Origin of the sequence: Streptomyces tricolor, assembly GCF_002155905.1 — a bacterium.
In the GTDB taxonomy this organism is placed as follows: Bacteria; Actinomycetota; Actinomycetes; order Streptomycetales; family Streptomycetaceae; genus Streptomyces; species Streptomyces tricolor.
This window is the reverse complement of record NZ_MUMF01000140.1, coordinates 1-25,857: the sequence shown is the minus strand read 5'-3', so window position 1 is coordinate 25,857 and position 25,857 is coordinate 1. Positions and strand designations below refer to the sequence as shown.

The following is a 25,857-nucleotide window of genomic DNA, read 5'->3' as shown; positions in this document are numbered from 1 at the left end:
GCAGGGCGCGGGCCAGCGGGTGCCGGGCGAGGGCGTGCACCAGGTCCTCCCGGCCGAGCAGCAGCCCGCACTGGGGTCCGCCGAGCAGTTTGTCGCCGCTCGCGGTGACGAGCGCGGCGCCGGCGCGCAGCTGGGTCGCGGCGTCGGGCTCTTCGGGCAGGGCCGGATGCGGGGCGAGCAGCCCGGAGCCGATGTCGACGACGACCGGGACACCGAGGCCGGTCAGATCGGCGACCTCGGCGGACCGGGTGAAGCCGGTGATCCGGAAGTTGGACGGGTGGACCTTCAGCAGGAACCCGGTGTCCGGCCCGGTCACGGCCGCGTAGTCGGCGGGGGTCGTGCGGTTGGTCGTGCCCACCTCGCGGAGCCGGGCGCCGGTCGAGACGAGCAGGTCGGGCAGCCGGAAGCCGTCGCCGATCTCCACCATCTCGCCCCGGCTGACGACGATCTCCCGCCCGGCCGCGAGGGCGGTGGCGGCCAGTACGAGCGCGGCGGCGCCGTTGTTGACGACGTGCGCGGCACCGGCCGCCGGCACCCTGGCGCGCAGCGCGGCGAGCGTGGAGCGTCCCCGGCGCGCCCGTAGGCCGGTCGTCAGGTCGAGTTCGACGTCCGTGGGGCCGGCCGCCTCCCGGACCGCCCGCCGGGCGGCGGCGGACAGCGGGGCCCGGCCGAGGTTGGTGTGCAGCAGCACCCCGGTGGCGTTGATCACCGGGCGCAGGCCGCTCGCGGTGCCGGGCAGCAGGTCCAGGGCGTGCTGCGGGACCCGTTCCGGTGGGATGCCGCCCGCGCGGGCCCGCTCCTGCGCCTGCCGTACGGCGGCCTTCACCCGGTGCGCGCCGAGCCGGTCCGCCGCCGCGGCCAGCCGGGGGTCGCGCAGCAGGTCGTCGGTGCGCGGGATGCGGCGGCGGGCGTCGGCCGCGTGCCGCTGCCCGGGCGGGTCCGCGGACCCGGGTGCGTCGTGGGGTCCGGGCCCGCCGCGTACCGTCCGCTGCTCCATGCCGCCCCTGTCCCTCCTGGTCCGGCCCTGTGCCCGTGGGGGCTCGGCCCATCGTCCCCCGGCGCCCCCGGCGGGCCGTCCGACACGCCGGGACGGACGTTGGCGGTGGCCGCCGCCCGGGTACTCGGCGGCGCATGAAGGACCACGAGCGCGAGGACCGCGCACGCAAGCGGCAGGACGAGAACACGACGGCGGCCGAGCGGGCCGCGGCCCGGCAGCGCGAGGCGGACCGGGAGCGCGCCGCCTCCGAGCCGTTCGACTACCCCTACCCGGAGCGCCGGGCGGGGGTCCGGGCCCGGCGGCACATCAGCGAGGCGGCGGCCGCCGCGGACACTCCGCCGGGCATTCCCGGCGGGTACGGCACGACGGGCGGCGGACAGCCGGGGGCCACCGGTGCCGCCCACCCGCCGGACCGGGAGCGCCGCGCCACGGCGGCGGGCACACCGGCCGCGGAGCCGGGCAGTGACGACGAGGGGCCGGTGAACCGGTCGGAGCGCTGACGGCACGGGGAGCGGCTGTTCAGGCGCCTCCGGCCGGCCCGGACCGGTCGTCGGCGTGGTCGGCGTGGTCCGTCTGCGGCCGGGGCGGCGGGGCCTCGCCCGCGGTGAGGTGCTCCAGCACCTCGACCAGTTCCTGGCAGGCCCGCTCCACCGAGCGCCGGGTGTTGCGCTGTTCGGTGATCACGGCGGACAGCAGCAGCGCGGTCAGGGCCATGGCTCCGTTGAACGCCTGGAGCTTCACCATGACCTCGATCCGGTTCAGCCCGGCGAACGCGCCGACGCCGTCCGTGGCGGCGACGGTGGCCACCACGGAGGTCAGCAGCGCGCAGAGGGCACTGCCCACCAGCTGGAAGCGCAGGGCCGCCCAGATGATGAGCGGGTAGACCAGGAAGAGCAGGCTGATCGAGCTGTAGACGGCGAGCGGTACGACCAGGCAGGCGACGACGGCCAGCGCGGTCGCCTCCTTCCAGCGGCCCAGCGGCAGCGGCCGGGAGGCCCCGTGCAGCAACAGCAGCAGGGGGGTGACGATCAGGACACCCATCGCGTCGCCCACCCACCAGGCGAGCCAGACGGGCCAGAAGCTGTGGAGGGGGACGCTGCCGTTGAGGACGAGGAGGCCGACGCCGACGGTCGCGCTGATCAGCATGGCGCCCAGCGCGGCCAGGAACACCAGGGCGAGACCGTCGCGCAGCCGGCTGAGGTCGGTGCGGAAGCCGGCCCGGCGCAGCAGCAGGGCCGCGCACACGGGCGCGGCGGTGTTGCCGAAGAGGATGCCGAGGACGTCGGGGCCGGGTGTGGTGAGGGACAGGACGGAGAGGAAGGCGCCGAGCGTGATGCCGGGCCAGCAGCCGAGGCCGAGGATCAGCAGTGCGGCGACGGCGACGCCGGTCGGCGGCCAGATGGGGGTGACGACGGCGCCCTCGACGGTCAGCTCGCGCAGCAGGCCGAGCCGGGCCGCCGCGTAGTAGCAGGCGGCGACGGCCAGCGTCTGGACGGCGTAGCCGCCCGGCCGGCGCAGCTCCTCGATACCCACCACAGCAGCCATCTCACACCGATGGCCGTCGGTCGGCGAGGCGAGGCCCGCTCGGGTCCGGCCCTATGGCTGAACGCCCCGCCGGTTCAGGGCGTGCCGCCGGGGCCGTCCAGGCCCACGACGAGGACGGCGGCGTCGTCCTCGTGACCGACGCTCTCGGCGCCCTTGATCACGGCCGCGGCGAGCGCGCGGGTCTGCAGTCCGGCGACGGCGGCGATACCGGCGAGGCGCACCACCTGGTCGAGGCCGTCCTCGATGTTCAGCGACGGCCCCTCCACGACACCGTCGGTGAGCAGGACGAACACGCCGCCGGTGGTGAGCCGGTGCCGGGTCACCGGGAACTCCATGCCCTTCTCGATGCCGAGCGGCGGTCCCCCCTCGTCGTCGACGATGCCGGACTTGCCGTCGGCCGTGGCCCAGACGAAGGGGATGTGACCGGCCCGGGCGCTCTCCAGCACCCCGGTGGCCGGGTCGAGCCGCATGAACGTGCAGGTGGCGAACAGCTCGCTGCCCAGGGAGATCAGCAGGTCGTTGGTGCGGGCCAGCAGTTCGCCGGGTTCGCCGGTGACCGAGGCGAGCGCCCGCAGACCGGCCCTGACCTGGCCCATGAAGGCCGCGGCCTCGATGTTGTGGCCCTGCACGTCGCCGATGGACAGCCCGATCCGCCCGTCGGGCATGGTGAAGGCGTCGTACCAGTCGCCGCCCACGTTGAGACCGAGGTTGGCGGGCGTGTACCGCACCGCCAGATGCAGGCCGGGGGCGGCCGGCAGGTCCCGGGGGAGCATGCCGCGCTGCAGGGCGAGGGCCAGCTCGACCTGGGTGCGCTGCTGCTCCGCGCGCTGACGCGCCTGGGCGGTGAGCGAACCGAGTCTGGCCAGCAGCTCGTCGCCTTCGTCCGTGGAGCGCTTGCGGGGCATCGATCACTTTCCGGCGGGGCGGTGGCTCGGGGCGGGCCGGTCGCCTGCGTTTCTGGCAAACGCCTAGATTTTACCGAAATAGGATGATCGTGCCCCAGGGGGGTGATCCGGTTCCGGTTCAGCGGTGCCGGTCAGTGATCGATCGGCCGGTGGTTCCGGTTCAGCGCACCTGGGAGTCGATGCCGGTGATCACTGCGGGGCCGAGCGGCGCGGTCCGCTCGTCCAGGCCCGCGTCGCGGAGCGCGGAGCCGGCGAGCCGGTGCGCCTCCTCCTCGGCATGCCGGCCGGTGTCCGCCTCGACGGTCAGGCGGAGGGTGAAGGTGTTGTCCTCGTTGACGCTGAGCACGTCCAGGTCCTCGGCGCTGCCCATCCGGGTGCCGTGCGGATCGGCGGGCCTGAGCGCCCGGGCCAGCCGGGTGCGGGTGTCGGCCCCGATCCCGGTGGTGAAGGTGCCGGGGACGCTGATCACGTAGGTCGTCATGAGACGGTCCTTTCCTCGGGCGTCCCCTCGACTACCCCGATTCGCGGGCTTCGCACAGCGGGCGCCGGCGCGGCGGGCGGCGGCGCGGCGGACGGCGCCCTTGGCGGTCCTCGCCGTCGTCACCCGGACGGTGGACCTGCCCGTGTCGGCTCCGGGGCCGGGCAGGGCCGGAGTGGGAGATTACCCGTGCGGCTTCGGTCCGCTCCTCTCCCGTCTCCGTTCCCGAAGGACACGCCCATGCGCCTGTGCCGTCCGCTCGCCGCCGTACTCGGCGGTCTCGCCCTCGCCCTGACCACCACGGGTTCCGCGCTCGCCGCCGACGGCACGTTCGTCTGGGTCGGACCCCAGGGCAAGGCCTACTCCATCGCCGGCCCGCCGGACAACAAGTGCTTCGACATGGCCCAGGAGGCGCGCGCCGCCCGCAACGCGACGAAGAAGCCGCTCGTCATCTACGCGCAGAAGAAGTGCAAGGGGACCGCGCTGCGGCTCGCGCCCGGCCGCTCGGCGCCCAACGGCACCCGCTTCGCCAGCGTGATCTTCAACCCGCGCTGACGGTACGCCGCGTTCCTCCGGGGGGCGTGAGCCCCCCCTCTCAGATCCAGCCGTCGAGCGCGCCCAGGAAGCCGTCGAGATCGTCCCGGTACAGGCTGTGCCCGGCCCCCTCGACGGTGCGCACCTCGAAGCCCCGGCGCACCAACTCCTCGCCCAGGCCCGGCCGTACGAGGTCGCTCGCGCCGGCCAGCAGCACCAGCGAGGGCACCACCGCGCGCCGGGGCGTCCGGCTGACCGCGTAGATGGCCGGCAGGACCCGGGCCGTGGCGGGGTCCCAGTCGGCGAGCGTGGCCAGCTCGATGTCCACGTCGGCCGCGTCCCAGCGCGGGTTGAGGCTGCTGATCATCGTGCGGTTCGCGTTCTTGAAGACGGCGAAGTACGCCGATGCCTCGACCAGTTCCCGGCGCACGTCCCAGGCCGGGTCGCAGTAGACGGCCCGGGCGGGCGCCAGCCGTTCGACGGCACCGGCCAGCGCCATGGCACCGAGCGAGTGCCCGATCGCCAACTCCGGCCGCTCCGGCAGCGTTTCCACGAGGTCGCCCGCCCACGTCTCGGGGCTGTACTCGCCGCGCCCGCTCGCGCCGTGCCCGCGCAGGTCCACGCCGATGACCCGGTACCCCTTGTCCGCGAGGACGGGGGCGACCCGGTGCCAGGTGCGGTGGTCGGACATGATCCCGTGGACGAGGACGGCGATCCGGTCGCCGGTCCCCCACTCGTGCGTGTGCAGCCTCATGCGGCGGTGCCTCCCCCGTCGTCCGTCGACCGATCATGTCAGCACGGCCGGTGCCGGATCCACTCGCGGCGGACGGCCGGTGTCCATCGTGCCGCAGCGACCGCGGAAAACCGGGTGGCGCGCGCCCGTGTCCGCGCGTTAGCGTGCCGGGCATGTCCAGTCCCGAGGCATCCAGAGGCTAGCCACCGGCCGTCCGGTGGCTCTGCTGTCGTTCGCACGCCACCACCGGGCTGCCGTCCTCCGGGTTCCGGACCGGCACGCACCCTTCTTCTCCTCCACGTGCCCTCTCCTCCGCCATGCGGAGGCCGCCGCACTGTTGCCCGGGGCGGCGGCGCCGGCCGGGCCCGCACGCGTTCGCGTGCTCGCTTCCCGTCCGCGACACGGTGTGTGGAGTCTCATGCCTTTCCCTCTCTATCTGCTCGGGCTGGCCGTCTTCGCCCAGAGCACATCCGAGTTCATGCTGGCCGGCCTGGCGCCGGACATCGCCCGGGACCTCGGGGTCTCCGTCCCGACAGCGGGCACGCTCACGTCCGCCTTCGCCGTCGGCATGATCGTGGGCGCGCCGCTGACGGCGCTGCTCGGCCGGCGCCGGCCCGGGCGGCAGTCGCTGCTGGTGTTCCTGGGCGTGTTCCTCGCCGTCCATGTCGTCGGCGCGCTCACCGGCGACTTCTCCGTCCTGCTGGCGACGCGGGTGCTCGCCGCCCTCGCCAACGCCGGTTTCCTCGCCGTCGGTCTGACGGCGGCGACGGCCATGGTCGCACCGGACGCCAAGGGCCGGGCCACCGCCGTGCTGCTCGGCGGGACCACGCTCGCCTGTGTGGTGGGGGTGCCCGCCGGTGCCGCCCTGGGTCAACTGCTGGGCTGGCGCTCGGCGTTCTGGGCGGTGGCCCTGGTGTCCGCCCCGGCGCTCCTCGCGGTCGCCCGGTCGGTGCCGCGCGGCCCGGCGGACACCGCGGGGCCGGGCCCGGACGCCGCGGGGCCGGGCCCGGACGCCCGCGCGGAGCTGCGGGCGCTGCGCCGCCCCCGGCTGCGGTCGGTGCTCTGCCTCGCCGCGCTCGTGAACGGCGCCACCTTCTGCACGTTCACCTTCCTGGCGCCGCTGGTCACGGAGGTGTGCGGGCTGGAGGCCCGGTGGGTGCCGGCCGTGCTGGCGCTGTTCGGCGCCGGTGCGTTCGCCGGGGTGACGGCCGCCGGCCGGCTGGCGGACCGCGGCGCGCGGGCGGTCCTGCCGGCCGCCGGGGCCGCGCTGCTCGCCGGCTGGGCCGCCCTGGCCGTGGCCGCCGGGCAGCCGGCGGCGGCCGTCGCCCTGGTGCCCGTCCTGGGCCTGCTGGCCTTCGGGGTCGGTTCGACGCTGGTCACACGGGTGCTGTACGAGGCGGTGGACGCGCCGTCCCTCGGAGGCGCGTTCGCGACGTCGGCGCTGAACGTGGGCGCCGCGCTCGGTCCGGCCCTGGGCGGTGCCGCGCTCGACGGCGGCCTCGGCCACCGCTCCCCGGTGTGGGTCAGCGCGCTGCTGACGGCCGTCGCGGGCTTGGTCGTCCGGGGATCGGCGCGCCGGCGGGAACGGACCGCGTGAGCGGCCGGGACCGCAGTGACCCACCGGTGCACGGTGACCCGCCGATGCCAAGGTGAACGGCGGCGCGCGGTGACCCGCCGGTGCACGGATGGCCGCCGGTGCACGGATGCCCCGTGCGGTGCACGGGTGATGGTGACCCGCCGATGCCCGGAGGACCGGGCGTTGCGCGGGTGAACGGGCGGTGGCTCACAGCGGGGAGTGGGCCACCGCCGTCACATAGGCGCCGGTCAGCAGGGAGAACAGGGCGAGGGCGCCGTACACGGCCACCGCCGGGGGCCGGCGCAGCCACCAGGTCCGGGCCAGTGCCCGCGCCATCGGGATGAGCAGCGGGAACGCCGGCAGCAGGAACCGCGGCTTGGAGGAGAAGGAGCCCGAGCCGCCGACCACCAGCAGGACCAGGACGCCGGCGTAGACGACCAGGGCCAGCGGGGCGCGGTCCAGGCACAGCAGCACGAACAGCAGCAGGCCCGCCAGGACGATCAGGAGTGCCACCGGGTAGACGACGCCTCCGCCGTGCAGCAGCAGGGCTCCGAGGAAGCGCACCGAGCCGGCGCCGAAGTCGAAGCGGGAGTCCCAGGCGCTCTGGACGGTGAAGTACCCGCCGAAGAGGTCTCCGGTGCGGCTGCCCACCCACAGCACGTAGGCCAGCCAGCCGAGCGGGGCCAGGAGCGCGCCGGCCCACAGCCGTGCCGGGGCCCGGCCGCGCTGCCGCAGCGCCTCGTACCCGGCGGCGAGGGAGACGGCCACCGCCACCGCGAAGCCGCTCGGCCGGGACAGGCCGGCGAGCGCGGCCAGGGTGCCGGCCTCCAGCCAGCGTTCCTTGAGCACGCCGTACAGGGACCAGGCGGCGAGCGCGGCGAACAGCGACTCGGTGTAGGCGATGGTGAGTTCGACCGCGTGCGGCAGTGCGCCCCACAGCGCGACGAGCGCGGTGGCGACGCCCCGCCCGTACAGATGGTGCCCGACGCGGTAGATGCCGTACGCGGCGACGCCCGCGGCCGTCCAGGCGATGAGCAGGGCGGCCTGGCCCGGGGTGAGCGGCAGCGGGAGGGTCAGCGCGCGGATGAGCGCCGGATAGAGCGGGAAGAAGGCCCAGTCGGTCTGGACGGCGCCCTGCGGGCTGACCCAGATGAGGTGGCCGTAGCCGTGCGTGGCGATGTGCAGGTACCAGCGGGAGTCCCAGGAGTGGGCCAGGTTCCTGACCAGCGGGTGCCCGCGCAGTTCGTTCGTGAGGATCACCGCGAGGATCCCGGCGAGCCGGAGGCCCGCGAACAGGGCGAGGGCCGGCAGGAATCCCTGCGGCGAGCCGGGCCCGGCCGGCCGGGGCAGCCGGGGGCGGCTCAGGGGCCCGGAGGGGGCCGTCGGCTCGGGCCGGGGCACGGAGGAGGTACTCACGGTCCCGACCTTGGGCGCGGCCGTGACGCGGTGCAACGCGCGACCCGGGTTTCTCACCCGGTTCCACCCTGATTCAGGAATCCGCTCCCCCGGCCCGCGGGCGCCCGGACGGGCCCGGCAACCCCCCGACTTCCCCCCGAAGGGCGTGTGGTTATCATATGAGCGCTGCCTAGCTCGAAAGATGGATCTGTGACTGTCAACGACGACTCGTTCACCAACTGGAAGATCCGCGAGGAGATCGCGGAGTCGATGATCCCGCTCATCGGGAAGCTGCACCGCGAGCGGGACGTGACCGTCCTGCTGCACAGCCGCTCCCTGGTGAACAAGTCGGTGGTCAGCATTCTGAAGACGCACCGCTTCGCCCGGCAGATCGCCGGTGCCGAGCTGTCGGTCACCGAGACCATGCCGTACCTCCAGGCCCTCACCGCCCTCGACCTCGGCCCCTCCCAGATCGACCTCGGCATGCTGGCCACCATGCACAAGGCCGACGACCGGGGCCTGAGCGTGGCCGAGTTCACCGCCGAGGCGGTCGCCGGCGCCACCGGCGCCAACAAGATCGAGCGCCGCGAGCCGCGCGATGTCGTCCTGTACGGCTTCGGCCGCATCGGCCGCCTCGTCGCCCGCCTGCTGATCGAGAAGGCCGGCTCCGGCAACGGCCTGCGGCTGCGCGCCATCGTCGTGCGCGGCGGCGGCGGCCGGGCCGCCGAGGACCTCGTCAAGCGCGCCTCGCTGCTGCGCCGCGACTCCATCCACGGCCAGTTCCAGGGCACGATCACCGTGGACGAGGACAGCAGCACGATCGTCGCCAACGGCAACGCGATCAAGGTGATCTACGCCGACGACCCGACGTCCGTGGACTACACCGAGTACGGCATCCGGGACGCCATCCTGATCGACAACACCGGCAAGTGGCGTGACCGCGAGGGCCTGTCCAAGCACCTGCGCCCCGGCATCGCGAAGGTCGTGCTGACCGCGCCGGGCAAGGGCGACGTCCCGAACATCGTGCACGGAGTCAACCACGACACCATCAAGCCGGACGAGCAGATCCTGTCCTGCGCCTCCTGCACCACCAACGCGATCGTCCCGCCGCTGAAGGCCATGGACGACGAGTACGGCGTGCTGCGCGGCCACGTGGAGACGGTCCACTCGTTCACCAACGACCAGAACCTGCTGGACAATTACCACAAGTCGGAGCGCCGTGGCCGCTCCGCGCCGCTCAACATGGTGATCACCGAGACCGGTGCCGCCTCCGCCGTCGCCAAGGCGCTGCCCGACCTCAAGGCGAAGATCAGCGGCAGCTCGATCCGCGTCCCCGTGCCGGACGTCTCCATCGCCATCCTCAACCTCCAGCTGGCCCGCGAGGCCACCCGCGAGGAGGTCCACGACTACCTGCGCGAGGTGTCGCTGACCTCCCCGCTGAAGCGCCAGATCGACTTCATCACGGCGCCCGACGCGGTCTCCAGCGACTTCATCGGCTCGCGCCACGCCTCGATCGTGGACGCCGGCGCCCTGAAGGTCGACGGCGACAACGCGATCCTCTACCTCTGGTACGACAACGAGTTCGGCTACTCCTGCCAGGTCGTCCGCGTCGTCCAGCACGTCTCGGGCGTGGAGTACCCGACGTACCCGGCGACGGCGGTCTGATCCGCCCCGCCGTGAGTGCGCCTGCGGCCGCCGACCGGGGTTTCCGGTCGGCGGCCGTCGTCATGGACGCGCGCCGGGTCAGGCCGGGACCGGCCTGCGGCACGCGCCCGCGGCGCACGCCGTGAGCCACTGGTCGAAGTCGGCGTCGTAGCGGGTGCCGATGCCGTCGTGGTAGACGGCGTATCCGCCGGCGTAGTCACCGACGCGGAAGCGGGCGAGCATGCGCCGGACGTCGTCGGGGTGCCGCTCGACCATGTAGCGCACGGCGAGGTGACCCCACGGGTAGGTGCGGGTCACGTCGCTGTTGTCGTAGGTGTTCTCGAACAGGGTGCTGAGCCGGTACGTGTGCTTGCCGGCCTCCTGGATCGCCTGCTCGTCGGCGAGGCCGCGGTAGCTGTAGGAGACGTACTCGGCGATGCCCTCGATCCACCACACGTCCGGCACGGAGATCTGCCGGGCGAAGTCGCCCTTCATGTCGTCGCGGGCGTCCAGGAAGTGCGTGTACTCGTGGTTCAGGTTCCAGATCCGGGCCGGGAAGCCGTTGTCCCGGTCCTTCTGATACATGATCGACATCGGTTGGTTGGCGGGGTCCGAGGGGTCGCCGCCCAGCGTCATGCCGCCGTTGTCGGTGCTGATGCCGTACATCGCCCCGGCGTACGTCTGGTAGTCGGCGCGGCCGGCGAACACCACCAAGCGCAGGGTGGAGGCGTACTGGCCGGGTATCGGGCCGTCGGCCTCGACGACCGAGCGGAAGTAGGCGTCCTGGCCGAGCACGCTGGCGCAGGCGGCGGCGAGGTCGGCGGCGGTGAGCGCCTGGGCGCGGACGGTGACGCGGGCGTCGCAGTGGTGCGTGACGGGCAGGACGGCCTTGTCGAGCTTCGCCGGCAGGTCGCAGACGTCGTAGTAGGCGCAGTCGGCCTGGTCGTAGGCGGCGGCCTGTGCGGCCACGGCCACCCACAGCCCGGCCGTCGGACCCGTGATCCCGGTCCGGTCCAGCAGGTCCTTGGCCAACGGCCGCACGTCGTCGCGCAGTTCGGGGTGCTCGGTGTATCGGGCCAGGTTCATCCCGGCGTTGGTGTCCAGGAACGCCAGGTCGGTGCCGAGCCGGTCGGTGTGGGCCAGCGCGAAGTCGTACAGGGTGTCGACGATGCGGGGGTCGGCCTGGACCGCCCGCACGTACCGCGGGTTCCAGTTGCCGCGCCACAGGGGTGTGTGGACGTCGTTGACGGCCCTGATCATGCTGTCGATCGCGTCGTAGGAGCTGTCGTAGTCGTTCAGCAGCCGCCGGTAGACGTACAGGTAGCGGCCCTGCTGGTCGGCGCTGTCGGTGAGGATGACGGTCTCGCCGAGGATGTCGCCGTTGGCGGCCGTGACGTCACGGGAGTGGGAGCGGGCGAAGAAGGTGTCCATGCCGCTCGTGACGGCGGTGGTGAGGCGGGGGGTGTACGTGCCCACGTCGCCGGGGTGGTTGAACTGCACGTAGTAGCCGGCGCGCAGGAAGAGGACCAGTTGCAGCAGGCTGCCGGAGTTGTCGCCGCGGTACTGCCCGGCGGTGCGGGTGAACGCGTTCGCCACGGCCAGCATCTGGGACTCGCGGAAGATGTCGCGCGCGTCCCTGCCGGTGACCGAGAAGAGGGTGTTGACGCAGTCGGGGGTCGCCGCCTTGACGTGGGAGACGAGGGCGGAGCCGGTACGGCTGCCGAAGTCGGCCGGGGCGCAGGCGGTCACCCGGGCGGTGCGCGGACCGGCCTGCCGGGTGAAGGCCGGTCGGCTGGGCGGAAGTTGAGCCGGGCTGAGCCGCTCGGGCTGGGTCGCGGGGCGCTCGGTCGCGGCGGTGGACGCGGCGGCCGGTGACGGCACGGGCGGCTGCGGGCGGGGCGCGCCGGCGGTCGCCGCCCCGGTGTGCGGCCGGGGTGCCGCCAGCGCGGGGCCGGACAGCAGGCCGGCCAGGGTGACGCAGACGGCGGCGGCGCCGGCGATGCGGCCGGCCGTGCCTCTCGGCACGCGCCGGGGCAGCGCGAAGCGATAGCGCATCGGGATTCCTCCACGAAGGGATGCGCCTCTGTGGGGTGTTGAGGCGTGTGAGGGACTGTCTCAGCGCACCGCCCGCCCAGCAATGGCGTGTGACATAGCACATGGCACTGCTGGCCCATAACACCGCGCCGCGCCCGCGCTACGCCCCGGCGGCGCTCCAGGTGCGCGAGGCCCAGGTGCGCAGGTGCGGTGCCTGGGCGACGAGGTCGCGGTACGCGGCCGTGGCGGACTGGAACACCGTCTCCACGACGTCGTCGGCGACGGTGTCCGGCCGCCAGGCCAGCACATAGCGGCACCACAGCGGGGAGCCCGCCAGCGGCTTGACCAGGACGTGCGGGATCGGCCGCAGCGTCGGCTGCACCAGGGACACCCCGACACCGTCGGCGATCATGCTCTGCAACTGGGTCTGGTCGCCGAGCCACTCGTGGACGGTGACGGGTGTGAACCCGGCCGCGGCGCAGGCGTCGTAGAACACCCCCGGCCAGCCCGCGCCGTCGTCCGGGGTCACGAACCAGGCGTCCTCGGCGAGGTCGGCGAGCTGCACCTGGGCGTTCTGCCGGAGCCGGTGCCGGGCGGGGAGGGCGACGAACGTGGGTTCGGTGACGATGCCGCGGTGCCGTACGGCGGTCGAGTGCCGTAGCTCCATGCCCGGGTAGTCGGCGGCGATAGCGGCGTCCACCGCGCCCTCCTCCAGCAGCTCCACGATCCGCGAGGACGCGTAGACACTGGTGACCGACAGGGTCAGCTCGGGCAGCCGGGCGCGGATGCGGGAGACCGTGCCGGACAGCATCGGGGAGTTGGTCGCGGCCACGCGCAGGGTCCGGCGGGGGCGGGTGCCGGCCGGGCGGTGGCCGATGGCGGCGGCCCGCACGAGGACGTCCCGGGCCTGCTCGACGACCTCGGCGCCGTACCGGGTCGGCCGGACCCCGCTCGGTCCGCGCTCGAAGAGCGGCTCGCCCAGGTGGCGTTCGATGCGCCGGAGCTGGGTGCTCACGGCGGGCTGCGAGTAGCCCAGCTGTGCGGCGGCGCGGCCCACACTGCCCGCGTCGGCGATCGCGCACAGCACCCGCAGGTGCCGCAGCTCCAGTTCCATCGGTCCCCTCTCCGTCCACACCCGCGACCAGCCGCGCCCGAGCCCCGGCGACCGACTGCGCTGTTCGGGGTTCCGCTGCTGCTCACAGCCCCTCGCCGACCCTGTGCACGACCGGCGGACCGAAGCGTTCCATCGTGCCGCCCCCGGCACAAGTCACCGCTGCGCCAGGGCCCGCCCCGAGCACGGTGCCGGCCCTGGGTGTGCGGTGTTCCCCGGGACGGTTCGGCGCCGGCGCGGCCCGGGCAGCGCGAGCGGCTCGCACGAGGACGCGAGGCCGCGACGGCCCCCTTCCGGCGTGGCCGGGGTTCACGTCCTGGCCGCCGCGGTCGGCCCGGCCGGGGAACCCGTGGAGCGCACCGCCGCCCGCCGCTGGTCCCGCGAGTGCGGCACCGGGAGCGGCCGGCGCTTCAGCGCCTCCCGAACCCGGGCCCCGCCCCGCTGGTGCGGCACGGGCCGGCTCCGCACCGGTGACGGCCCGGGTGGAGGACCCCACGCGGCCGGCCGCCGGGCCGCAAGGGCCCGGCGGCCGGTCCGTGTTCCGGTGGCGCGGTGCTCAGCGGCGGCCCAGCACCTCCGCCACCCGCATGAACCCGTCGCTGCCGTGGCCGAGGCCGATGACCCGGCGGGACAGGCCCTCCACCGCCCGCATCACGCTCGCGTCGATGCCGTGGGACTCGGAGACCTCGACGACATGGGCCATGGTGGAGGCGCCCGAGGTGATCGGGTTGATCTCGCCGGAGTAGGTGCCGCTGTCGGCGTCCTCCGCGAACTGCTCGAACAGCGGCGGCAGGATCGCGGCGATGCCCTGGGCGAAGGAGGCCAGTTCCCGGGCGGTGACGCCCTCGGCGCGGGCGATCGCCACGGCGTGCGCGTAACCCGCCATCGCGGTCCAGAAGATGTCGAGCAGCGCGACGTCGAAGGTGGCGGCGCGCCCGATCTCCTCGCCCAGGTGGGTGTGCGTCCCGCCGAGCGCCTCCAGCGCCGGCCGGTGCTGCTCGTACAGGTCGCGGGGGCCGCTGTGCAGGAAGACGGCCTCCGGGGTGCCGATGCTGTAGGCCGGTGTCATGATCGCGCCGTCCAGGTAACCGATGCCGTGCTCCGCCGCCCACTGGGCGGTGCCCCGGGCCCGCTCGGGCGTGTCGGCGGTCAGGTTCACGACGGTACGGCCCTTCAGCGCGCGGGTGACCGCGTCCTGGCGCAGGATCGCGTCGGCGGCCTCGTTGTTCACCACGCAGACGACGACCAATTCCGAGGCGGAGACGGCCTCTTCGGCCGACACGGCGCCGACGGCCCCCTGCGCGGTCAGCTCCCCGTCCTTGCCGGGCGTGCGGTTCCAGACCGTGGTCCGCAGGCCGGCCCGGACGAACGCGCCGGCCAGCGACCGGCCCATGGGGCCGAGACCGAGCACGGTGACGGCAGGAAGATTCGAAGCTGTGGACATGTTGCAACTCCCGTACGTGGTCACCGCACATGGTGACCGCAAGTGATGGAATAAGGACGGCCGGACGGCCGTGGGGAACCGAAGAGGACGACGATGACGCGCAGCCGTGCCCAGGACCCGAACGTGTGCGGAGTGACCGCCGCGATCGCCGTGATCGACGGCAAGTGGAAGACGTCGCTGCTGTGGCTGCTGGAGTCCGGCCCGCTCCGGCCCGGCGAACTGCGCCGCCGGCTGCCCGGGTTGAGCGAGAAGGTGCTGACCCAGACACTGCGCGAGATGACGGACGACGGCCTCGTGCACCGGGAGGTGCACGACGTACTGCCACCGAAGACCGTGTACTCGCTGACCGGGTTCGGCCGTGATCTGGCCGCGGCACTGGATCCCGTCGCCGAGTGGGGTCACCGCCGTCTGGAGCTGCTCCGCGAGCGCGAAGCGGCGTCCTGACGGGCCGCGGCTGTCACCTCCCGTTCGTTCCCCGGCAGCCCCTGCCCTCGGGAAACAGCTTCTCCCGGACGGTCAGGGGCTGCCAAGTACCCACAAAAAAGTGGGTATTCCCCGCCGCCGGAGCACCCGGCCCCTCCCGTCCGCCCCTTGACGCCCCGTCACTCCGGAGGTGGACCGTCCCGTGGTGCTCCTCGGCGAGCGGATCTTCGGCGGCCCGGTGGACCACGCCGCCATGCCCGATGCGGCCGCGTCCGCCGCCACGCGGCCTCGCGCCGTCGCCCACCGGCCCCGCCCGGATCTGCACCGCGCGCCTCAGCGCACACATCCCGCCCGCCGTCACGTCGCGCATCCTCGCCTCGGTCGCCCGCTACGCCCCCGGCCCTGCCTGACTCCCGCGACGCTCATCCACCCCTTCAGGCCGTTGCCCGCCTGCTCGCCACCGGCGCTCCCTTCCAGCAGCCCGGCGAGCCGGGGCTGTTCGTCCGGTTCGGGCCTGCGGAGGCCTGGCTGGAGGGCAGGCGGCTCGGCTTCACTCCGGGCAGCCCGGAGCGGTCGCCGGCCTGCACCTGCGCGAACGCCATCGGGTCGCCCAGGGCGCGCAGCGCGTCCTCGATCACGCCGTCGGCGAGGCGGCGTACGGGTAGTTCCTGGGGTCGTCGGCCGGGGCCCAGCTGACGGTGTAGGTGCGGGAGTTGTGCTGGCTGATCTTCATCGCTGCGGGGGGGCAAGGCGTGGAGTGACCGGAATGGCGAGAAGGAAGCGGTGAGACACCGCTCAGCACCACGCCGCCGCACCGAAGCATGAACACCACCAGCGCTTTCACCCTCTGCCGCCCATGAGGCACACCCACACGCGAAAGACTTGGAACCGCCTGCCGCACTATCCGCTGACGGCCCGGCGGCAACCTCACGACAACTGCTCCCCCCTCACGCCGTGGTCCGCAGTTCAGCGGCCGGCGTCCCGGCCTGGCGTGCGGCCGCGATCGCCCCGGGCGCGGCCAAGGATGGCCGCTTCGGTGGCTGCGGCCTGGCGGCGGCGCCGGGCCCGGGCGGCTTCGATCCCGCTGGGCTGGTCGACGCGGTCCGGGGCGGGGAAGGCACGGGCGAGGCCGCCCCCGACTCCTTCACGTTCCGCGCGGTGCACAACCACTGGAAGACCGTCCTGGCCAGCGGGCTCGACCCGGTCACCATCGGCGACATCCTCACCCGGATCGGCGCCCGCGCCGGACTCGACATCCGGCCCACCGGGCACAGCCCCCGCCGGGGACTGGTCACCGAGCCCTCCCGCGCCGGCAACCCCGACGCCGTGACCGAGCGCCAAGGCGGATGGGCCCCCGGCTCGAAGGTCATGCGCCGCTACCGCGAGCGCGACGACGGCTTCCGCGAGAACGCCCTGCACTGGGTGCTGTAGGGCAGATGCAGCCCTAGGTCCGCGACGTGCAGCAGGGGCCCCCGACAGATCTGATGGGGCCCCCTGCGCTGCCTGGCACGGGCTGCTTCAGCGTCCGATGCCTTGGCGGCACCAGCGAGATGCTCTTCGTAGGCCAGGCCGACACACAGGAGGGCGTGCGGTATCTGCACCAGCCAACGGTCCGGCACTCTCCGCCGAAGGCCGGCCAGCAGCCGCCTGTCGAGCAGATCGCGGCCGACCGCACCTGGTGATGCCGAGCACACGTCGAACGCGGACGCAAGGGAAATCCAGTACGTATTTTTGCCCATTACCGCCAGGACGTGGCGATGACAGAATCATCGCCAATACCGCGCTCTTCACGGGAGGATTTGAAGATGCTGCGAAGCCGAAAGGCGCGCAATATGCTTGCGACACTAGCGGTAATCATGGGTAGCTCCATCGGCTGGGGTGCAACTCCCGCTGCTGCTGACGGTTACGGCCAGACTTTCCAGAATCGGGCTACGGGAGCGTGCCTGGATGACAGTCTGGCATACGGTACACGCACGGTCTTTCCCTGTAATGGAATGACCTTCCAGAAGTGGGACGTGCACAACTGGGGAGACGGCACGGTCACGCTCAAGAACCAGAACACCGGCCGCTGCCTCACCGGGGGAGGCAACGCGGTCTACAGTGTGTCCTGCGACGGATCGTTGGATAACTACTGGTACGTTATCCACTGGCGTGACGGGGGCCTCACTTTCAAGAATCAGGCCTCTAGGAACTGTTTGGACGACAGCTTCGAAGCCCATCTCCGAATGTTCCCTTGCGCCCCGGCCGGCACACAAAGCCCCTACCAGTCCTGGTACTGAGAAAGACGTCAGCGGTCACCGCATTTTTCCTTGGCTGCGCCGGCAACTGCCCGGACCTCAATCCCTAGAGGTTGTCCCGTAACTGGTTGTGCGCTTGGCGAGTTGGTTGGGCATGGGTGGGGTGATCTCAGCAGGCGATCCGATGTGGATCGAGCCCTTTGCGGGGCTGCCCCGGACGCAGTTCGCCAGGCTGGTGGCACTGGTGCGGCGGCGAGGGGGCGACGTGCAGCGCGATCGACCGTGGGGTTTGCCGCTGGGGGATCGAGTGTTGCTGGTGGTCACGTACTGGCGCACGAACCTCACGTTGCGGCAGGTTGCGCCGTTGTTCGGGGTCTCGAAGTCCGCTGCCGGCCGCATTCTGGACCATCTCGCACCGTTGCTGGCCATCTCGCCTGCGCGCCGATCGCGCGAGGGTGCCGTCTACATCGTCGACGGCACCTGGTGCCGACCCGTGATCGCAGCGTGGCGGCGTCCAGCAAGAACTTCCGGTACTCGACCAACCTGCAGGTCGCTATCGACGCAAACAGTCGCCTGGTCGTGGCGATCGGACTCCCGCTGCCCGGCAGCCGAAATGACTGCCGGGCGTTCACAGAGCCTGGCATCGACCGAGCTTGCCACGGAGCCCCGACCATCGCCGACGGCGGCTACCAAGGCACCGGACTCCTCATTCCACACCGCAGAAGCCGAGGCCAGAGTCACCTCAGCCCGCAACAGGAGGCGGAGAACGCCGTCCACCGCCGTGCACGAGCACGCGTGGAACACGCCCTGTCACGACTCAAGAACTGGAAGATCCTGCGAGACTGCCGGCTCAAGGGCAACGGAGTTCACCGGGCCATGCTCGGCATCGCCCGCCTGCACAACCTGGCCGTCACCAGATGATTCGAACTCGATCGGAGTGGCGAGCAGCAGGGCGATGCGACGAGCACAGGGCTCAGGAGGATTCGATGAGCAGGTCGACGGCCGAGTAGAAGGCGTTCGGGCTGTCCCCGATATTCCATCGTCGCCGAGCTCCGCGCCGACACCACTGGCCTCATCCGAGCCCTCAACCAGCTAACCGCCGAGAACGACCGACTCCGGCGGAGCCACCATCTGCCCACCGCCGACATTGTCCCCTACATGAGCACGTCGAGCCCGCACGTAGCCTGTTTGGTTAATTTCCCGACCGCTGACATCGAAGAGGGCGAGGACCGGGAAGGGGCAGTGGGGGGCCGGCCCCGGGCCCCGGCCGACGTCGTGGCCGGGGCCGGGGCCGGGAGGCTCAGTCAGCCTGGTCGCCAGCCTGCTTGGGCAGGCAGAACATCAGGGCCCACATCAGGGCGAGGAGGCTGGTGACCCACCACAGCACGGTGCGGAACGCGTCGCGGTTGAGTGCGACATCGGGAGAGCCGTTGGTGGTGGCGAAGAACGCCAGGGCGGTCAGGGCCGTGCCCAGGGCGATGCCCAGGTGCATGGCGGTGTTGAACAGGCCCGAAGCGGCCCCCGCGTCCTCGTGCGGAACCCTGGCGAGGGTCATGTCGGCGAGCGGACCGCTGACCATGCCGAGACCGAACCCGATCAGGACCACCGGAGCGGCCATCCCTAGCAAGGTCAGGCTCGCCTGGTCTGCGGCGATCTGAAGTCCGTAGCCGCCCATTGCGGCGATGGTGATGAGGGTGCCGGTCTGGGGCAGGCGGCGGGCGAAGCGCCCGGCGCTCTTCGCGGCGATCGTCGCGCCGGCCAGTTCCCCAACGGACAGCAGCACGAACGCGATGGCGGCCTCGACCGGGCTCATGCCCAGACCGCGCTGGAGGTAGAGGGTCCAGGTCATGAAGAACAGCCCGCACAGCAGACCGTGCACGAACTGCGCAGCCGTACCGCCGGAGAACTGGCGCCCCCGGAAGAGCGGCAGGGGCAGCAGAGGCGCGTTGCCCTGCTTGCGCTGCTGCTGGCGCACAAACGCCCCCAACACCAGGCCACCGGAGGCGAGCAAGGCGAAGCACCACAGCGGCCAGTGGTGCACGTGTCCCTCGGAGAGCGGAAAGACGATCATGATGATGGCCAGTACGGACAGCAGCACGCCGGTCAGGTCGAGACGGTCGGCCTTCTTCGCGGTCGACTCGGGAATGAAGCGGCGTCCCAGAAGGATGACGGCGAGGCCGACGGGCACGTTGATCAGGAAGATCGGCCGCCAGGACAGCCCGAAGAAGTCGGCCTCGGTGAGCAGGCCGCCCATGACCGGCCCCAGGACGTTGGCGATCGACAGGACAGCCCCGTAGAGGCCGAAGGCCCTGCTGCGGTTCTTCCCTTCGAGGGTGACGTGGAGGCTGGCCAGGATCTGCGGGATCATCAGCGCGACACCGATGCCCTGGAGCGCGCGGGCGCCGATCAGGACGCCCGGCCCGGCCGCCAGGCCGCACAGCAGTGAGGCCGTCGTGAACACGACGGCGCCCATCAGCAGGAGCCTGCGCCGCCCGTAGAGGTCGCCGAGCCGTCCGCCGGTGATCAGCCCTATGGCGACGGGCAGGGAATAGCCGGTGGTCAGCCACTGCAAGGTGTCCGGTCCGGCACCGGTCGTCTCCTGGATGGCGGGCAGCGCGGTCAGCACGACCGACTGGTCAAGGATGTCCATGAGCTCAGCGGTCAGCAGCACCAGGAGAGCGATCCGGGCCGCGAAGCCCATCCTCGACGAACCAGGTGCCGGGTGAGCTGCACCTGGCTTTGCGGTTGAGGTGGGGGTGGTGTGCTGCGGCTCGTTGCCGAGCGCGGAGGAAGACACGAGAGGGGGACTCCTGATCCGAAAGGAATCGGGGAGCCCTGCCTACAGCCGCACCGGGGCCGAACAGCACGAAACCCGGGGCAGACGGCAGAGCTGCACCCGGGAAAGACAGAAAACTGCGGGGGTGGGTGACGCAACTCAGGCCAACGCGACGTCCGCCCCCGGACACGTGCGACACATCGGCACGCGGGGAACACGGACGACTACACGGCCTGGTTAATAAGAAGTCACCTCAAGATCGACATACAGGAGGAACAGGAACGCTGCCACCGACACCTCGGCACAGCGACCCGTCCACGATACGACACCCCTGCGCTTCGCCGCACACCAGGAAGCGGAGCTGTATCGGCCGGTCAGCAGAACGTCCGGCGTCGGCCAAGCGCACGCGGACTTCATCGACCTCCAGGACGCCGGCGACGCTTCTCCGTCCCCGGGTTCGAACCGTGTCAGACCCCGGTACGGCGACTCCTCGGCGTCGGCGTCCTCCCGGGGGACGGCGGCCAGTTCCTCCGCAACGCCCCGCCAGCGTTTCTCCCACACGTCCGCGTCTCCGCCGCACGCCGCCACATAGGCGAGGGCGACCGCCAGCGTCGGCAGCTTCTCCCCCGCGGCCGCCTGCGACAGCGCGGGCGCCGAGTACCCGCTGCGCTGGGCCATCGCCCGGTACGTCGGCGCACCCGCCTCGCCACGCAACGCCCGTAAGTCCGCCGCGAACCGCTGCACCGGACCCGCGTCCGCGTCCAGCGGCTTCTCCTTACGCCCCACCCCGTTCCCTCCACTCCCCCGCCAGCCCCGCCAGTGTCTCTGCTCGTCGGCCCCGCCCGCCCTGCTGACGGTGGTCCGACAACACCACCCGGCGCAGCCACCGTAGAACCCGCCCCAGCAGCCGGCAAAAGGGCAGGAGTGCAGGAGTCGCCTGCTGACACGTGCGCAGGGCCTCAGCGTCCGGAGGCCCGGCGCCGTACCGACTCCTGCAGTGCCGCCATCAGGCCCAGGACCCGCGTCGGCGCTAGCGGCTCCGGCGCCTGCGGGAGCGGCTCCTCCTACGAGAAACGGTGCCCGGCGGTCATCCGCCTGACCTCGGCGACCAGTTCGTCCCGGCCGCAGAACCGCTCGCGGTCGTCCGGCTCGAACCGCGCCAGTCCCTGATACGGCGACCAGCCCGCCTCTTCCAGAGCCGTGGGCGCCGATTCCTCGCTCGCTTCCTTCCAGCGCCGCTCCCACTCCTCCAGGTCGCCGCCGAGAGTCTTCGCACAGACCAGGGCGACAGCGAGTGAGGGAAGCTGCTCTCCGGCTGTTCGCCTGTGAGAGCGCGGTCGCCGAATAGTGGGCCCGGCGGGCCATCTGCCGGCAGGTCGGCCCGCCCTCTTCCTGCCGCAGCTTCCATAACGCGTAAGCGAACCGTTGCACCGGCCCGTCGTTCGGATCGACCGGTCTCTCAGGACGCCCCATGCTTCGAACTCCCCCGCTCCCCGGCGTCGCCGCAGTCCAGCGTGATTGTTCAGTGTGACCCACGCGGGCTGCTGAACAATCCTGAACAGGCTGAACTTGTGGCATCGACCCGCAACCGGGGCGACCTCGTCACCCAGTACCCGACGGAGGGGACCGGGTGACGAGGCGTACGAACAACGGAGGAACGATGAAACTTCTGTGCGGCAACGTCGCCAGGGCCACCGTGCTGGTCGCCGCGACCCTTTTCTCCACTCTCGGCGCAGCGGGCGCTGCCCAGGCCGAACCGAGCGTCCAGGCCGCAGCGGGCACCTGCTACCACAAGAGCGACGCTTACACGGCGAGGACCGCAACGGTCGACACGATCAAGATCGAACTGCGGTACAGCCCGTCCCTCCGCTGCTCGTGGGGCCGGATCACCAACGCCGATCCGGGCGACAAGGTATGGGTGGACCGCTCTTACGACGGCGGCAGGACCTGGGAGGGCCCGTTGAACGTGACGACCGTCCAGACCGGGTCCGACACGTTCACCGATGCACGCTACAACGGCGGCAATCTGATGCGCGCCTGCGGCAAGAACGACAGCACCGGAAACGTCCGGTGCACCAGTTGGTGGTAGGCGTCAGTAGGTGACGGGCCAAGGTCCCGGTAGCGGTGAGCCAGTGGGACGGCTCGCGTCCACCGGGAGCCCGGCTCTTTCGTCCGGTGGCGGTGGCGCCCCGGTCCGGGGTGCCACTGAAGTCGACGGCGCGGATGGTGATCGCCTCTTCAACCTGCCGCCTCTCGGGCGCCGCTGCACGGGGATTCCACGGGACGGCAGGGAGCTGTTGCCCGTCGAGGCAGGTGCCGGCGCGGTGAGCGGCGTCCGCTGCGAACGCGCGCAGGGCGTCGGAGCCCGGCAGCGGAGCGTGCAGTGCGGGCCCAGCGTGCGGACTGCACGCGCTCGCGCGGCCAGGACGCGGGACGCCGCAGGGCAGCACGACGTCGTCCAAGTTCCGGTGGGCCTCATGCGTGGTCTGCACCCGCCAGTCGGGCCGCCAGCCGTCCGGCTCGCCGCTCACCGTCCCCAGGTACGTGCCGCCCCCGTACGCCGCCCAGGGCGGCCGGTTGGTGTCCGCGGGCCGTACGAACTGCACCGGGTACTCATCGCCGGTGCGGTGAACAGGTCCTCCCACCGGGCCGGGCCCGTGACCGTCGCCAGCCGCCCCCTCTCGTCCGGAGCGGAGGAGGCGGGCCGCTCCTACGGCGGTGTGCACCGACGGGAGCCCCGCGCCGCACCGAGTCCTGAAGCCCGCAACCGGGATCGGGCACAAGCTCGTTGTCAGTGCCGTGCAGGGCGGCGCTGGTCCGGTTACAGAGTGGCAGTGGCCAGGAAGGTGTCCTTGGCGGGGCTGGTGGTGCGCGGAGAGTACAGAGCGTGCAGGGGTGCGTACAGGGGCGGGTCGAGGGCGAGGACGCGCACGGCGCCGCCGACGGCGGGGCCTGGGGGTGTGGTGACGAAGGCGAGGCGGTCGGTGCCGATGACGGCGGTGGCGGGCGGGGTGCCCTGGAGGGGGGTGCGTTCGGTGCGGGGTTCGAAGCCGGCTGCGCGGCAGTGGCTGATGAGCAGGTCGGTGTAGCCGGAGTGGCCGGGCTGGCCCCAGACGACGAAGTGCTGGTCGGCGAGTTCGGCCAGGGCCACCGACGGGCGTGTGGAGAAGGGGTGGTCGGCGGCGACCGCGATGTTGAGGGGCTGGTGGCCCAGGGTGGTGCGGGCCAGCCCGTGCGGCGGGGGCATGGCCCGGCACAGTCCGATGTCGAGGTCTCCCGCCAGGAGAGCAGCGGTGAGTTCGTCCGGGTAGCGCTGGTTGACGTCGGTGGCCAGGTCGGGGTGGGCGGCAGTCACCTGCCGCAGCAGGGCGATGACCTCCTCCCCGGTGACGGCCGGAGTGTGGCCCAGGCGCAGGACTTCTTTCTCGCCGCGGCCGATGCGGCGCGCGCGCTGGAGGGCGGAGCGTGCCGTGCCGCGCAGGACGTGGGCGTCCTCGACGAGGGCGGTGCCGGCGGGCAGCAGGGAGATGCCGGTGGTGGCGCGCTCCAGCAGGGGGACGCCCACTTCGCGTTCCAGGACGCGGATGGAGGTGGACAGCGCCTGCTGGGACAGGTGCAGGCGGGCGGCGGCGCGGGTAATGCTGCCCTCCTCGGCCACCGCGATCAGGTGCTCCAGCTTGTTCAGATCCAAGCCCACCCTCAGCTCACCTCCTGCGGTGGCGGTAGACGGCGAGGTTGGCGGCCAGTGCCGCGGCGACGGCCAGGCCCATGCCCAGCACTGCACCTCCCACGCCGAGCGTGGACGCGGCGAGCGCCAGGGCGAGCACCACCAGCGCGTCGGCCGCGACGAGCAGGCCGTAAGACGGCGGCGTAGCCCAGCAGCCCGGCGCCGACGTGCCCTCGGCCAGGGCGTGGTGAAGCTGGGCTGCGGCCTGCGAGACCGCGACCACGAACGTCAGGTCGAACAAGAGCTCCAGCGGGGTGGAGGCCCGGTGCTCCTCACCGGGATCCCGCCCGCGCATCGCCCGCCGCAGCGCCCCATCACGCTCCACCACACTGTCACTGCTGCTCATCGGGCGTTTCTTTCGTCTCATCCGCCTGGCGGCGGGCCGGTGCGGGGGTGCAAGGAGGCCGACCATGCCCAGACGCTCAAGCAGGTGCTTGGGGATGGTCAGGCTCGGCCGGTCTCGAAGCGGCTGATACGGCCACCGGTGACGGTGAAGACCCACCGGGTGCGCATGCTGCCCCAGGTGGAGTTGGTGTAGGTGGCCGTCAGCGTACGGCCGTCAGTGGAGACCTCCTCGACGTCCATGCGGCCGTTCGAAGAGAAGATCTCGCGCTCGGTCCACTCTCGCAGGTCGCGGTCGGTGCCGTCGTCGGACATCGTGGCGTCGTCGGTGAGGGCGGCGAAGAACGCCTCCTTGTCGCCGGCGTTGACCGCGGCGACGAACCCGGCTACCGCGGGATCGGTCAGCTCGGCAGTCATCCTGTGTCTCCCCATGTGCCGGAATCGGTACGGCGCTTGCTGGCGGGGCCGGCCGCGCCGCTGCGGGCGGCCCCGGCGGTGGGGGCTTACCGGGTGGTGTAGCCGCCGTTGGCGAACAGTGTCTGGCCGGTGATCCACCAGCCCTCGGTGGCCAGGAACCTGATCAGCGGGACGATGTCCTCGATGTGGGTGAGCTGGCCTCCCATGGCCTGCGACTTGTGGAATTCCACCCGCTCCGGAGTCTCCTGGCCGTAGAAGAACGGCGTGTCCATGGGGCCCGGGGCCACCACGTTCACCGAGATCGACCGGTCGGCGAACTCCTTGGCCGCGGCCCGGGTGAAGTGCTCCAGCGGCGCCTTGCCGCCCGCGTAGGTGGAGTAGCCGTCGGTGAAGGCCGCCAGCAGGGACGTACCCAGGCTGATGATCTTTCCGTGGTCGTTCAGGCGGCGCCCCGCCTCCTGGATGAAGAAGTACGCCGCCTTGGCGTTGATGCCGAACATGCGGTCGTACTCGTCCTCGGTGGTCTCCAGGATCGGCTTGCGCAGCACCATCCCGGTGGTGTTCACCGCCACGTCGACACCGCCGTAGGTGTCCACCGCGGTGTCGAACAGCTGCCGCACAGCCGCGACGTCCGTCAGGTCCCCCTGCGCGGACACCGCCTGCCCGCCGGCGTCCCTGATGGCCTGGACGGTCTCCTCCGCCTCCTTCTCCGAGGTGTGGTAGTGCACCACGACCTTGGCCCCGGCCTCGGCGAACGTCCTGCTGAGCAGCCCGCCCAGGTTCTTCTCGCCCCCGCCGATGACCGCGACCTTGTCCTTCAGCGTGTGCTCGGCCATGTCCAGCACCTCCTCATATCCGCGTCAGTGACCGGCTTGATCACTTCCACTCACGAGGCTAGGCAGACATACCGGACGCAGGCCAACGCAACCTATGCGTAGCCCCACAAACGACATGGATACCCGCTGGTCACACGGGGGTCTCGCACGAAACACTGCCGCGGTCGCCACAGGGGCCGACGCCCGTATCGCGATGCCGCCACAAAGGCCGCCAGTGCCGGCAGCCGCCCCGTACAGCCTCGCCCAGCCGCTCGACGGTCCGCGTGCAGAACGCCTTGGCGCGGAGCCGAGGCGGACGAAGCAGGCCGGTTGGTTACCGCCCTCGGCCTGCCCGCGGGCCCCACGGCCGGTGCGGAGCCTGCCGGCGCCGGCCATGGCCGCGGCGCCCGGCGGGCCCGGGCGATGGTGGCGGAGGGGCCGCGAGGGACCGCCGGCGGCCCAGGAGGAGTTCGTCGGCCCCTTCTCCCTGGTGGTCCCCGAGTCCACGACCGCACCGCGCACGACCTAAACACTGATCCCATTTGCCTAAACCCTTTAGGAAGTCTCATACTCCTTCTGGCAGCCGGGAAGCGTGCGGAGGCCGGGAGGAGCGACGATGGCGCGTGCGGGTCTGACCACCGAACGTCTGGTCCGCGCCGGTGCGGAACTGGCCGACGAGGTCGGCTTCGACCAGGTGACGGTGTCCGCGCTGGCCCGGCGGTTC

Annotated in this window: 24 protein-coding genes and 2 pseudogenes; 10 read left to right on the top strand and 16 right to left on the bottom strand. The window is 72.2% G+C overall.

Annotated features, from left to right (window positions below; all coding sequences use genetic code 11):
• Positions 1–997 (bottom strand): L-seryl-tRNA(Sec) selenium transferase (gene selA, locus CCN44_RS11485; RefSeq protein WP_086697578.1); only part of this gene is annotated, 997 nt, incomplete at its 3' end.
• A gap of 134 nt (positions 998–1,131) precedes the next feature.
• Here selA and CCN44_RS11480 point away from each other — a divergent pair.
• A complete protein-coding gene (locus tag CCN44_RS11480; RefSeq protein ID WP_086697577.1) occupies positions 1,132–1,497 on the top strand; it encodes a hypothetical protein in 366 nt (121 codons plus the stop codon).
• Positions 1,498–1,516: 19 nt separating this feature from the next.
• Here the strand turns inward: CCN44_RS11480 and CCN44_RS11475 are convergent, their stop codons facing one another.
• From CCN44_RS11475 to CCN44_RS11465, 3 genes are all read right to left on the bottom strand, one after another.
• Positions 1,517–2,542, bottom strand: a complete 1,026-nt coding sequence (locus tag CCN44_RS11475; protein ID WP_189397365.1) for an MASE1 domain-containing protein — start codon at positions 2,540–2,542, stop codon at positions 1,517–1,519.
• A gap of 74 nt (positions 2,543–2,616) precedes the next feature.
• Positions 2,617–3,447: a PP2C family protein-serine/threonine phosphatase gene (locus CCN44_RS11470; protein ID WP_059247278.1), complete on the bottom strand. Its 831-nt coding sequence runs from the start codon at positions 3,445–3,447 to the stop codon at positions 2,617–2,619.
• A 160-nt stretch (positions 3,448–3,607) separates the two neighbouring features.
• Positions 3,608–3,928, bottom strand: coding sequence for a hypothetical protein (locus CCN44_RS11465; protein ID WP_059247279.1), 321 nt, complete (start codon positions 3,926–3,928; stop codon positions 3,608–3,610).
• Between the two features lie 237 nt (positions 3,929–4,165).
• Between CCN44_RS11465 and CCN44_RS11460 the strand changes: the two genes are divergently transcribed.
• Positions 4,166–4,480 (top strand): hypothetical protein, encoded by a 315-nt coding sequence (locus CCN44_RS11460; RefSeq protein ID WP_086697575.1) that lies wholly within the window; start codon positions 4,166–4,168, stop codon positions 4,478–4,480.
• 40 nt (positions 4,481–4,520) lie between these two features.
• Here the strand turns inward: CCN44_RS11460 and CCN44_RS11455 are convergent, their stop codons facing one another.
• Positions 4,521–5,213, bottom strand: coding sequence for an alpha/beta fold hydrolase (locus tag CCN44_RS11455; protein ID WP_079080833.1), 693 nt, complete (start codon positions 5,211–5,213; stop codon positions 4,521–4,523).
• A gap of 397 nt (positions 5,214–5,610) precedes the next feature.
• Here CCN44_RS11455 and CCN44_RS11450 point away from each other — a divergent pair, with 397 nt between their 5' ends.
• The gene (locus tag CCN44_RS11450) at positions 5,611–6,789 is read left to right on the top strand and encodes a Cmx/CmrA family chloramphenicol efflux MFS transporter (RefSeq protein WP_086697574.1); all 1,179 of its coding nucleotides are present in this window, start codon (positions 5,611–5,613) and stop codon (positions 6,787–6,789) included.
• A 186-nt stretch (positions 6,790–6,975) separates the two neighbouring features.
• Here CCN44_RS11450 and CCN44_RS11445 read toward each other — a convergent pair whose 3' ends face one another.
• The gene (locus CCN44_RS11445; protein WP_208639754.1) at positions 6,976–8,184 is read right to left on the bottom strand and encodes a hypothetical protein; all 1,209 of its coding nucleotides are present in this window, start codon (positions 8,182–8,184) and stop codon (positions 6,976–6,978) included.
• Between the two features lie 189 nt (positions 8,185–8,373).
• Here CCN44_RS11445 and CCN44_RS11440 point away from each other — a divergent pair, with 189 nt between their 5' ends.
• The gene (locus tag CCN44_RS11440; protein WP_086697572.1) at positions 8,374–9,828 is read left to right on the top strand and encodes a glyceraldehyde-3-phosphate dehydrogenase; all 1,455 of its coding nucleotides are present in this window, start codon (positions 8,374–8,376) and stop codon (positions 9,826–9,828) included.
• 78 nt (positions 9,829–9,906) lie between these two features.
• Here the strand turns inward: CCN44_RS11440 and CCN44_RS11435 are convergent, their stop codons facing one another.
• From CCN44_RS11435 to CCN44_RS11425, 3 genes are all read right to left on the bottom strand, one after another.
• Positions 9,907–11,862 carry a collagenase gene (locus CCN44_RS11435; protein WP_086697571.1) on the bottom strand — a complete coding sequence of 652 codons (1,956 nt, stop codon included), beginning with the start codon at positions 11,860–11,862 and terminating at the stop codon, positions 9,907–9,909.
• A gap of 139 nt (positions 11,863–12,001) precedes the next feature.
• Positions 12,002–12,955, bottom strand: coding sequence for a LysR family transcriptional regulator (locus tag CCN44_RS11430; RefSeq protein ID WP_086697570.1), 954 nt, complete (start codon positions 12,953–12,955; stop codon positions 12,002–12,004).
• Between the two features lie 553 nt (positions 12,956–13,508).
• Positions 13,509–14,396: an NAD(P)-dependent oxidoreductase gene (locus tag CCN44_RS11425; protein WP_086697569.1), complete on the bottom strand. Its 888-nt coding sequence runs from the start codon at positions 14,394–14,396 to the stop codon at positions 13,509–13,511.
• A 93-nt stretch (positions 14,397–14,489) separates the two neighbouring features.
• On the opposite strand from CCN44_RS11425, the gene CCN44_RS11420 reads away from it, so the two are divergent.
• Positions 14,490–14,840, top strand: coding sequence for a winged helix-turn-helix transcriptional regulator (locus CCN44_RS11420; RefSeq protein WP_059247287.1), 351 nt, complete (start codon positions 14,490–14,492; stop codon positions 14,838–14,840).
• Between the two features lie 413 nt (positions 14,841–15,253).
• On the opposite strand, the gene CCN44_RS44385 is transcribed toward CCN44_RS11420, so the two are convergent.
• Positions 15,254–15,457 (bottom strand): hypothetical protein, encoded by a 204-nt coding sequence (locus tag CCN44_RS44385; protein ID WP_059247289.1) that lies wholly within the window; start codon positions 15,455–15,457, stop codon positions 15,254–15,256.
• A 316-nt stretch (positions 15,458–15,773) separates the two neighbouring features.
• On the opposite strand from CCN44_RS44385, the gene CCN44_RS46085 reads away from it, so the two are divergent.
• The 3 genes and pseudogenes from CCN44_RS46085 to CCN44_RS11395 all read left to right on the top strand — a co-directional run bounded on the left by CCN44_RS46085 (position 15,774) and on the right by CCN44_RS11395 (position 17,977).
• Positions 15,774–16,250, top strand: coding sequence for a site-specific integrase (locus CCN44_RS46085; protein ID WP_223284006.1), 477 nt, complete (start codon positions 15,774–15,776; stop codon positions 16,248–16,250).
• Positions 16,251–16,576: 326 nt separating this feature from the next.
• Complete coding sequence (locus CCN44_RS11400) at positions 16,577–17,098, top strand: RICIN domain-containing protein (RefSeq protein ID WP_079080835.1); 522 nt, start codon at positions 16,577–16,579, stop codon at positions 17,096–17,098.
• Between the two features lie 112 nt (positions 17,099–17,210).
• Positions 17,211–17,977: pseudogene (locus tag CCN44_RS11395) on the top strand (transposase).
• 379 nt (positions 17,978–18,356) lie between these two features.
• Here the strand turns inward: CCN44_RS11395 and CCN44_RS11390 are convergent.
• Both CCN44_RS11390 and CCN44_RS47785 read right to left on the bottom strand, forming a co-directional pair.
• On the bottom strand, positions 18,357–19,706 hold the full coding sequence (locus tag CCN44_RS11390; RefSeq protein WP_223284005.1) for an MFS transporter: 1,350 nt from the start codon (positions 19,704–19,706) through the stop codon (positions 18,357–18,359).
• 363 nt (positions 19,707–20,069) lie between these two features.
• Positions 20,070–20,618 carry a helix-turn-helix domain-containing protein gene (locus tag CCN44_RS47785; protein WP_086697565.1) on the bottom strand — a complete coding sequence of 183 codons (549 nt, stop codon included), beginning with the start codon at positions 20,616–20,618 and terminating at the stop codon, positions 20,070–20,072.
• Positions 20,619–21,492: 874 nt separating this feature from the next.
• On the opposite strand from CCN44_RS47785, the gene CCN44_RS11375 reads away from it, so the two are divergent.
• Positions 21,493–21,921 (top strand): DUF2690 domain-containing protein, encoded by a 429-nt coding sequence (locus CCN44_RS11375; RefSeq protein WP_059247297.1) that lies wholly within the window; start codon positions 21,493–21,495, stop codon positions 21,919–21,921.
• A 732-nt stretch (positions 21,922–22,653) separates the two neighbouring features.
• Here CCN44_RS11375 and CCN44_RS11370 read toward each other — a convergent pair.
• From CCN44_RS11370 to CCN44_RS11355, 4 genes are all read right to left on the bottom strand, one after another.
• On the bottom strand, positions 22,654–23,529 hold the full coding sequence (locus CCN44_RS11370; protein WP_086697564.1) for a LysR family transcriptional regulator: 876 nt from the start codon (positions 23,527–23,529) through the stop codon (positions 22,654–22,656).
• 7 nt (positions 23,530–23,536) lie between these two features.
• Complete coding sequence (locus CCN44_RS47780; RefSeq protein WP_414820495.1) at positions 23,537–23,905, bottom strand: low temperature requirement protein A; 369 nt, start codon at positions 23,903–23,905, stop codon at positions 23,537–23,539.
• 98 nt (positions 23,906–24,003) lie between these two features.
• Entirely contained in the window at positions 24,004–24,318 is a 315-nt protein-coding gene (locus tag CCN44_RS11360) for a nuclear transport factor 2 family protein (protein ID WP_086697563.1), read from the bottom strand.
• Positions 24,319–24,404: 86 nt separating this feature from the next.
• Positions 24,405–25,154 (bottom strand): SDR family oxidoreductase, encoded by a 750-nt coding sequence (locus CCN44_RS11355; RefSeq protein ID WP_059247300.1) that lies wholly within the window; start codon positions 25,152–25,154, stop codon positions 24,405–24,407.
• 595 nt (positions 25,155–25,749) lie between these two features.
• Here CCN44_RS11355 and CCN44_RS46075 point away from each other — a divergent pair.
• Positions 25,750–25,857: pseudogene (locus CCN44_RS46075) on the top strand (TetR family transcriptional regulator); the annotation flags it as partial.

What these genes read in the sequence shown, in the direction of transcription:
- CCN44_RS11480 (WP_086697577.1), top strand. Translation starts at nt 1,132, where the DNA reads ATGAAGGACCACGAGCGCGAGGACCGCGCACGCAAGCGGCAGGACGAG.
- CCN44_RS11475 (WP_189397365.1), bottom strand. Translation starts at nt 2,542, where the DNA reads ATGGCTGCTGTGGTGGGTATCGAGGAGCTGCGCCGGCCGGGCGGCTAC.
- CCN44_RS11470 (WP_059247278.1), bottom strand. Translation starts at nt 3,447, where the DNA reads ATGCCCCGCAAGCGCTCCACGGACGAAGGCGACGAGCTGCTGGCCAGA.
- CCN44_RS11465 (WP_059247279.1), bottom strand. Translation starts at nt 3,928, where the DNA reads ATGACGACCTACGTGATCAGCGTCCCCGGCACCTTCACCACCGGGATC.
- CCN44_RS11460 (WP_086697575.1), top strand. Translation starts at nt 4,166, where the DNA reads ATGCGCCTGTGCCGTCCGCTCGCCGCCGTACTCGGCGGTCTCGCCCTC.
- CCN44_RS11455 (WP_079080833.1), bottom strand. Translation starts at nt 5,213, where the DNA reads ATGAGGCTGCACACGCACGAGTGGGGGACCGGCGACCGGATCGCCGTC.
- CCN44_RS11450 (WP_086697574.1), top strand. Translation starts at nt 5,611, where the DNA reads ATGCCTTTCCCTCTCTATCTGCTCGGGCTGGCCGTCTTCGCCCAGAGC.
- CCN44_RS11435 (WP_086697571.1), bottom strand. Translation starts at nt 11,862, where the DNA reads ATGCGCTATCGCTTCGCGCTGCCCCGGCGCGTGCCGAGAGGCACGGCC.
- CCN44_RS11430 (WP_086697570.1), bottom strand. Translation starts at nt 12,955, where the DNA reads ATGGAACTGGAGCTGCGGCACCTGCGGGTGCTGTGCGCGATCGCCGAC.
- CCN44_RS11425 (WP_086697569.1), bottom strand. Translation starts at nt 14,396, where the DNA reads ATGTCCACAGCTTCGAATCTTCCTGCCGTCACCGTGCTCGGTCTCGGC.
- CCN44_RS11420 (WP_059247287.1), top strand. Translation starts at nt 14,490, where the DNA reads ATGACGCGCAGCCGTGCCCAGGACCCGAACGTGTGCGGAGTGACCGCC.
- CCN44_RS11400 (WP_079080835.1), top strand. Translation starts at nt 16,577, where the DNA reads ATGACAGAATCATCGCCAATACCGCGCTCTTCACGGGAGGATTTGAAG.
- CCN44_RS11390 (WP_223284005.1), bottom strand. Translation starts at nt 19,706, where the DNA reads ATGGACATCCTTGACCAGTCGGTCGTGCTGACCGCGCTGCCCGCCATC.
- CCN44_RS11375 (WP_059247297.1), top strand. Translation starts at nt 21,493, where the DNA reads ATGAAACTTCTGTGCGGCAACGTCGCCAGGGCCACCGTGCTGGTCGCC.
- CCN44_RS47780 (WP_414820495.1), bottom strand. Translation starts at nt 23,905, where the DNA reads ATGAGCAGCAGTGACAGTGTGGTGGAGCGTGATGGGGCGCTGCGGCGG.
- CCN44_RS11360 (WP_086697563.1), bottom strand. Translation starts at nt 24,318, where the DNA reads ATGACTGCCGAGCTGACCGATCCCGCGGTAGCCGGGTTCGTCGCCGCG.
- CCN44_RS11355 (WP_059247300.1), bottom strand. Translation starts at nt 25,154, where the DNA reads ATGGCCGAGCACACGCTGAAGGACAAGGTCGCGGTCATCGGCGGGGGC.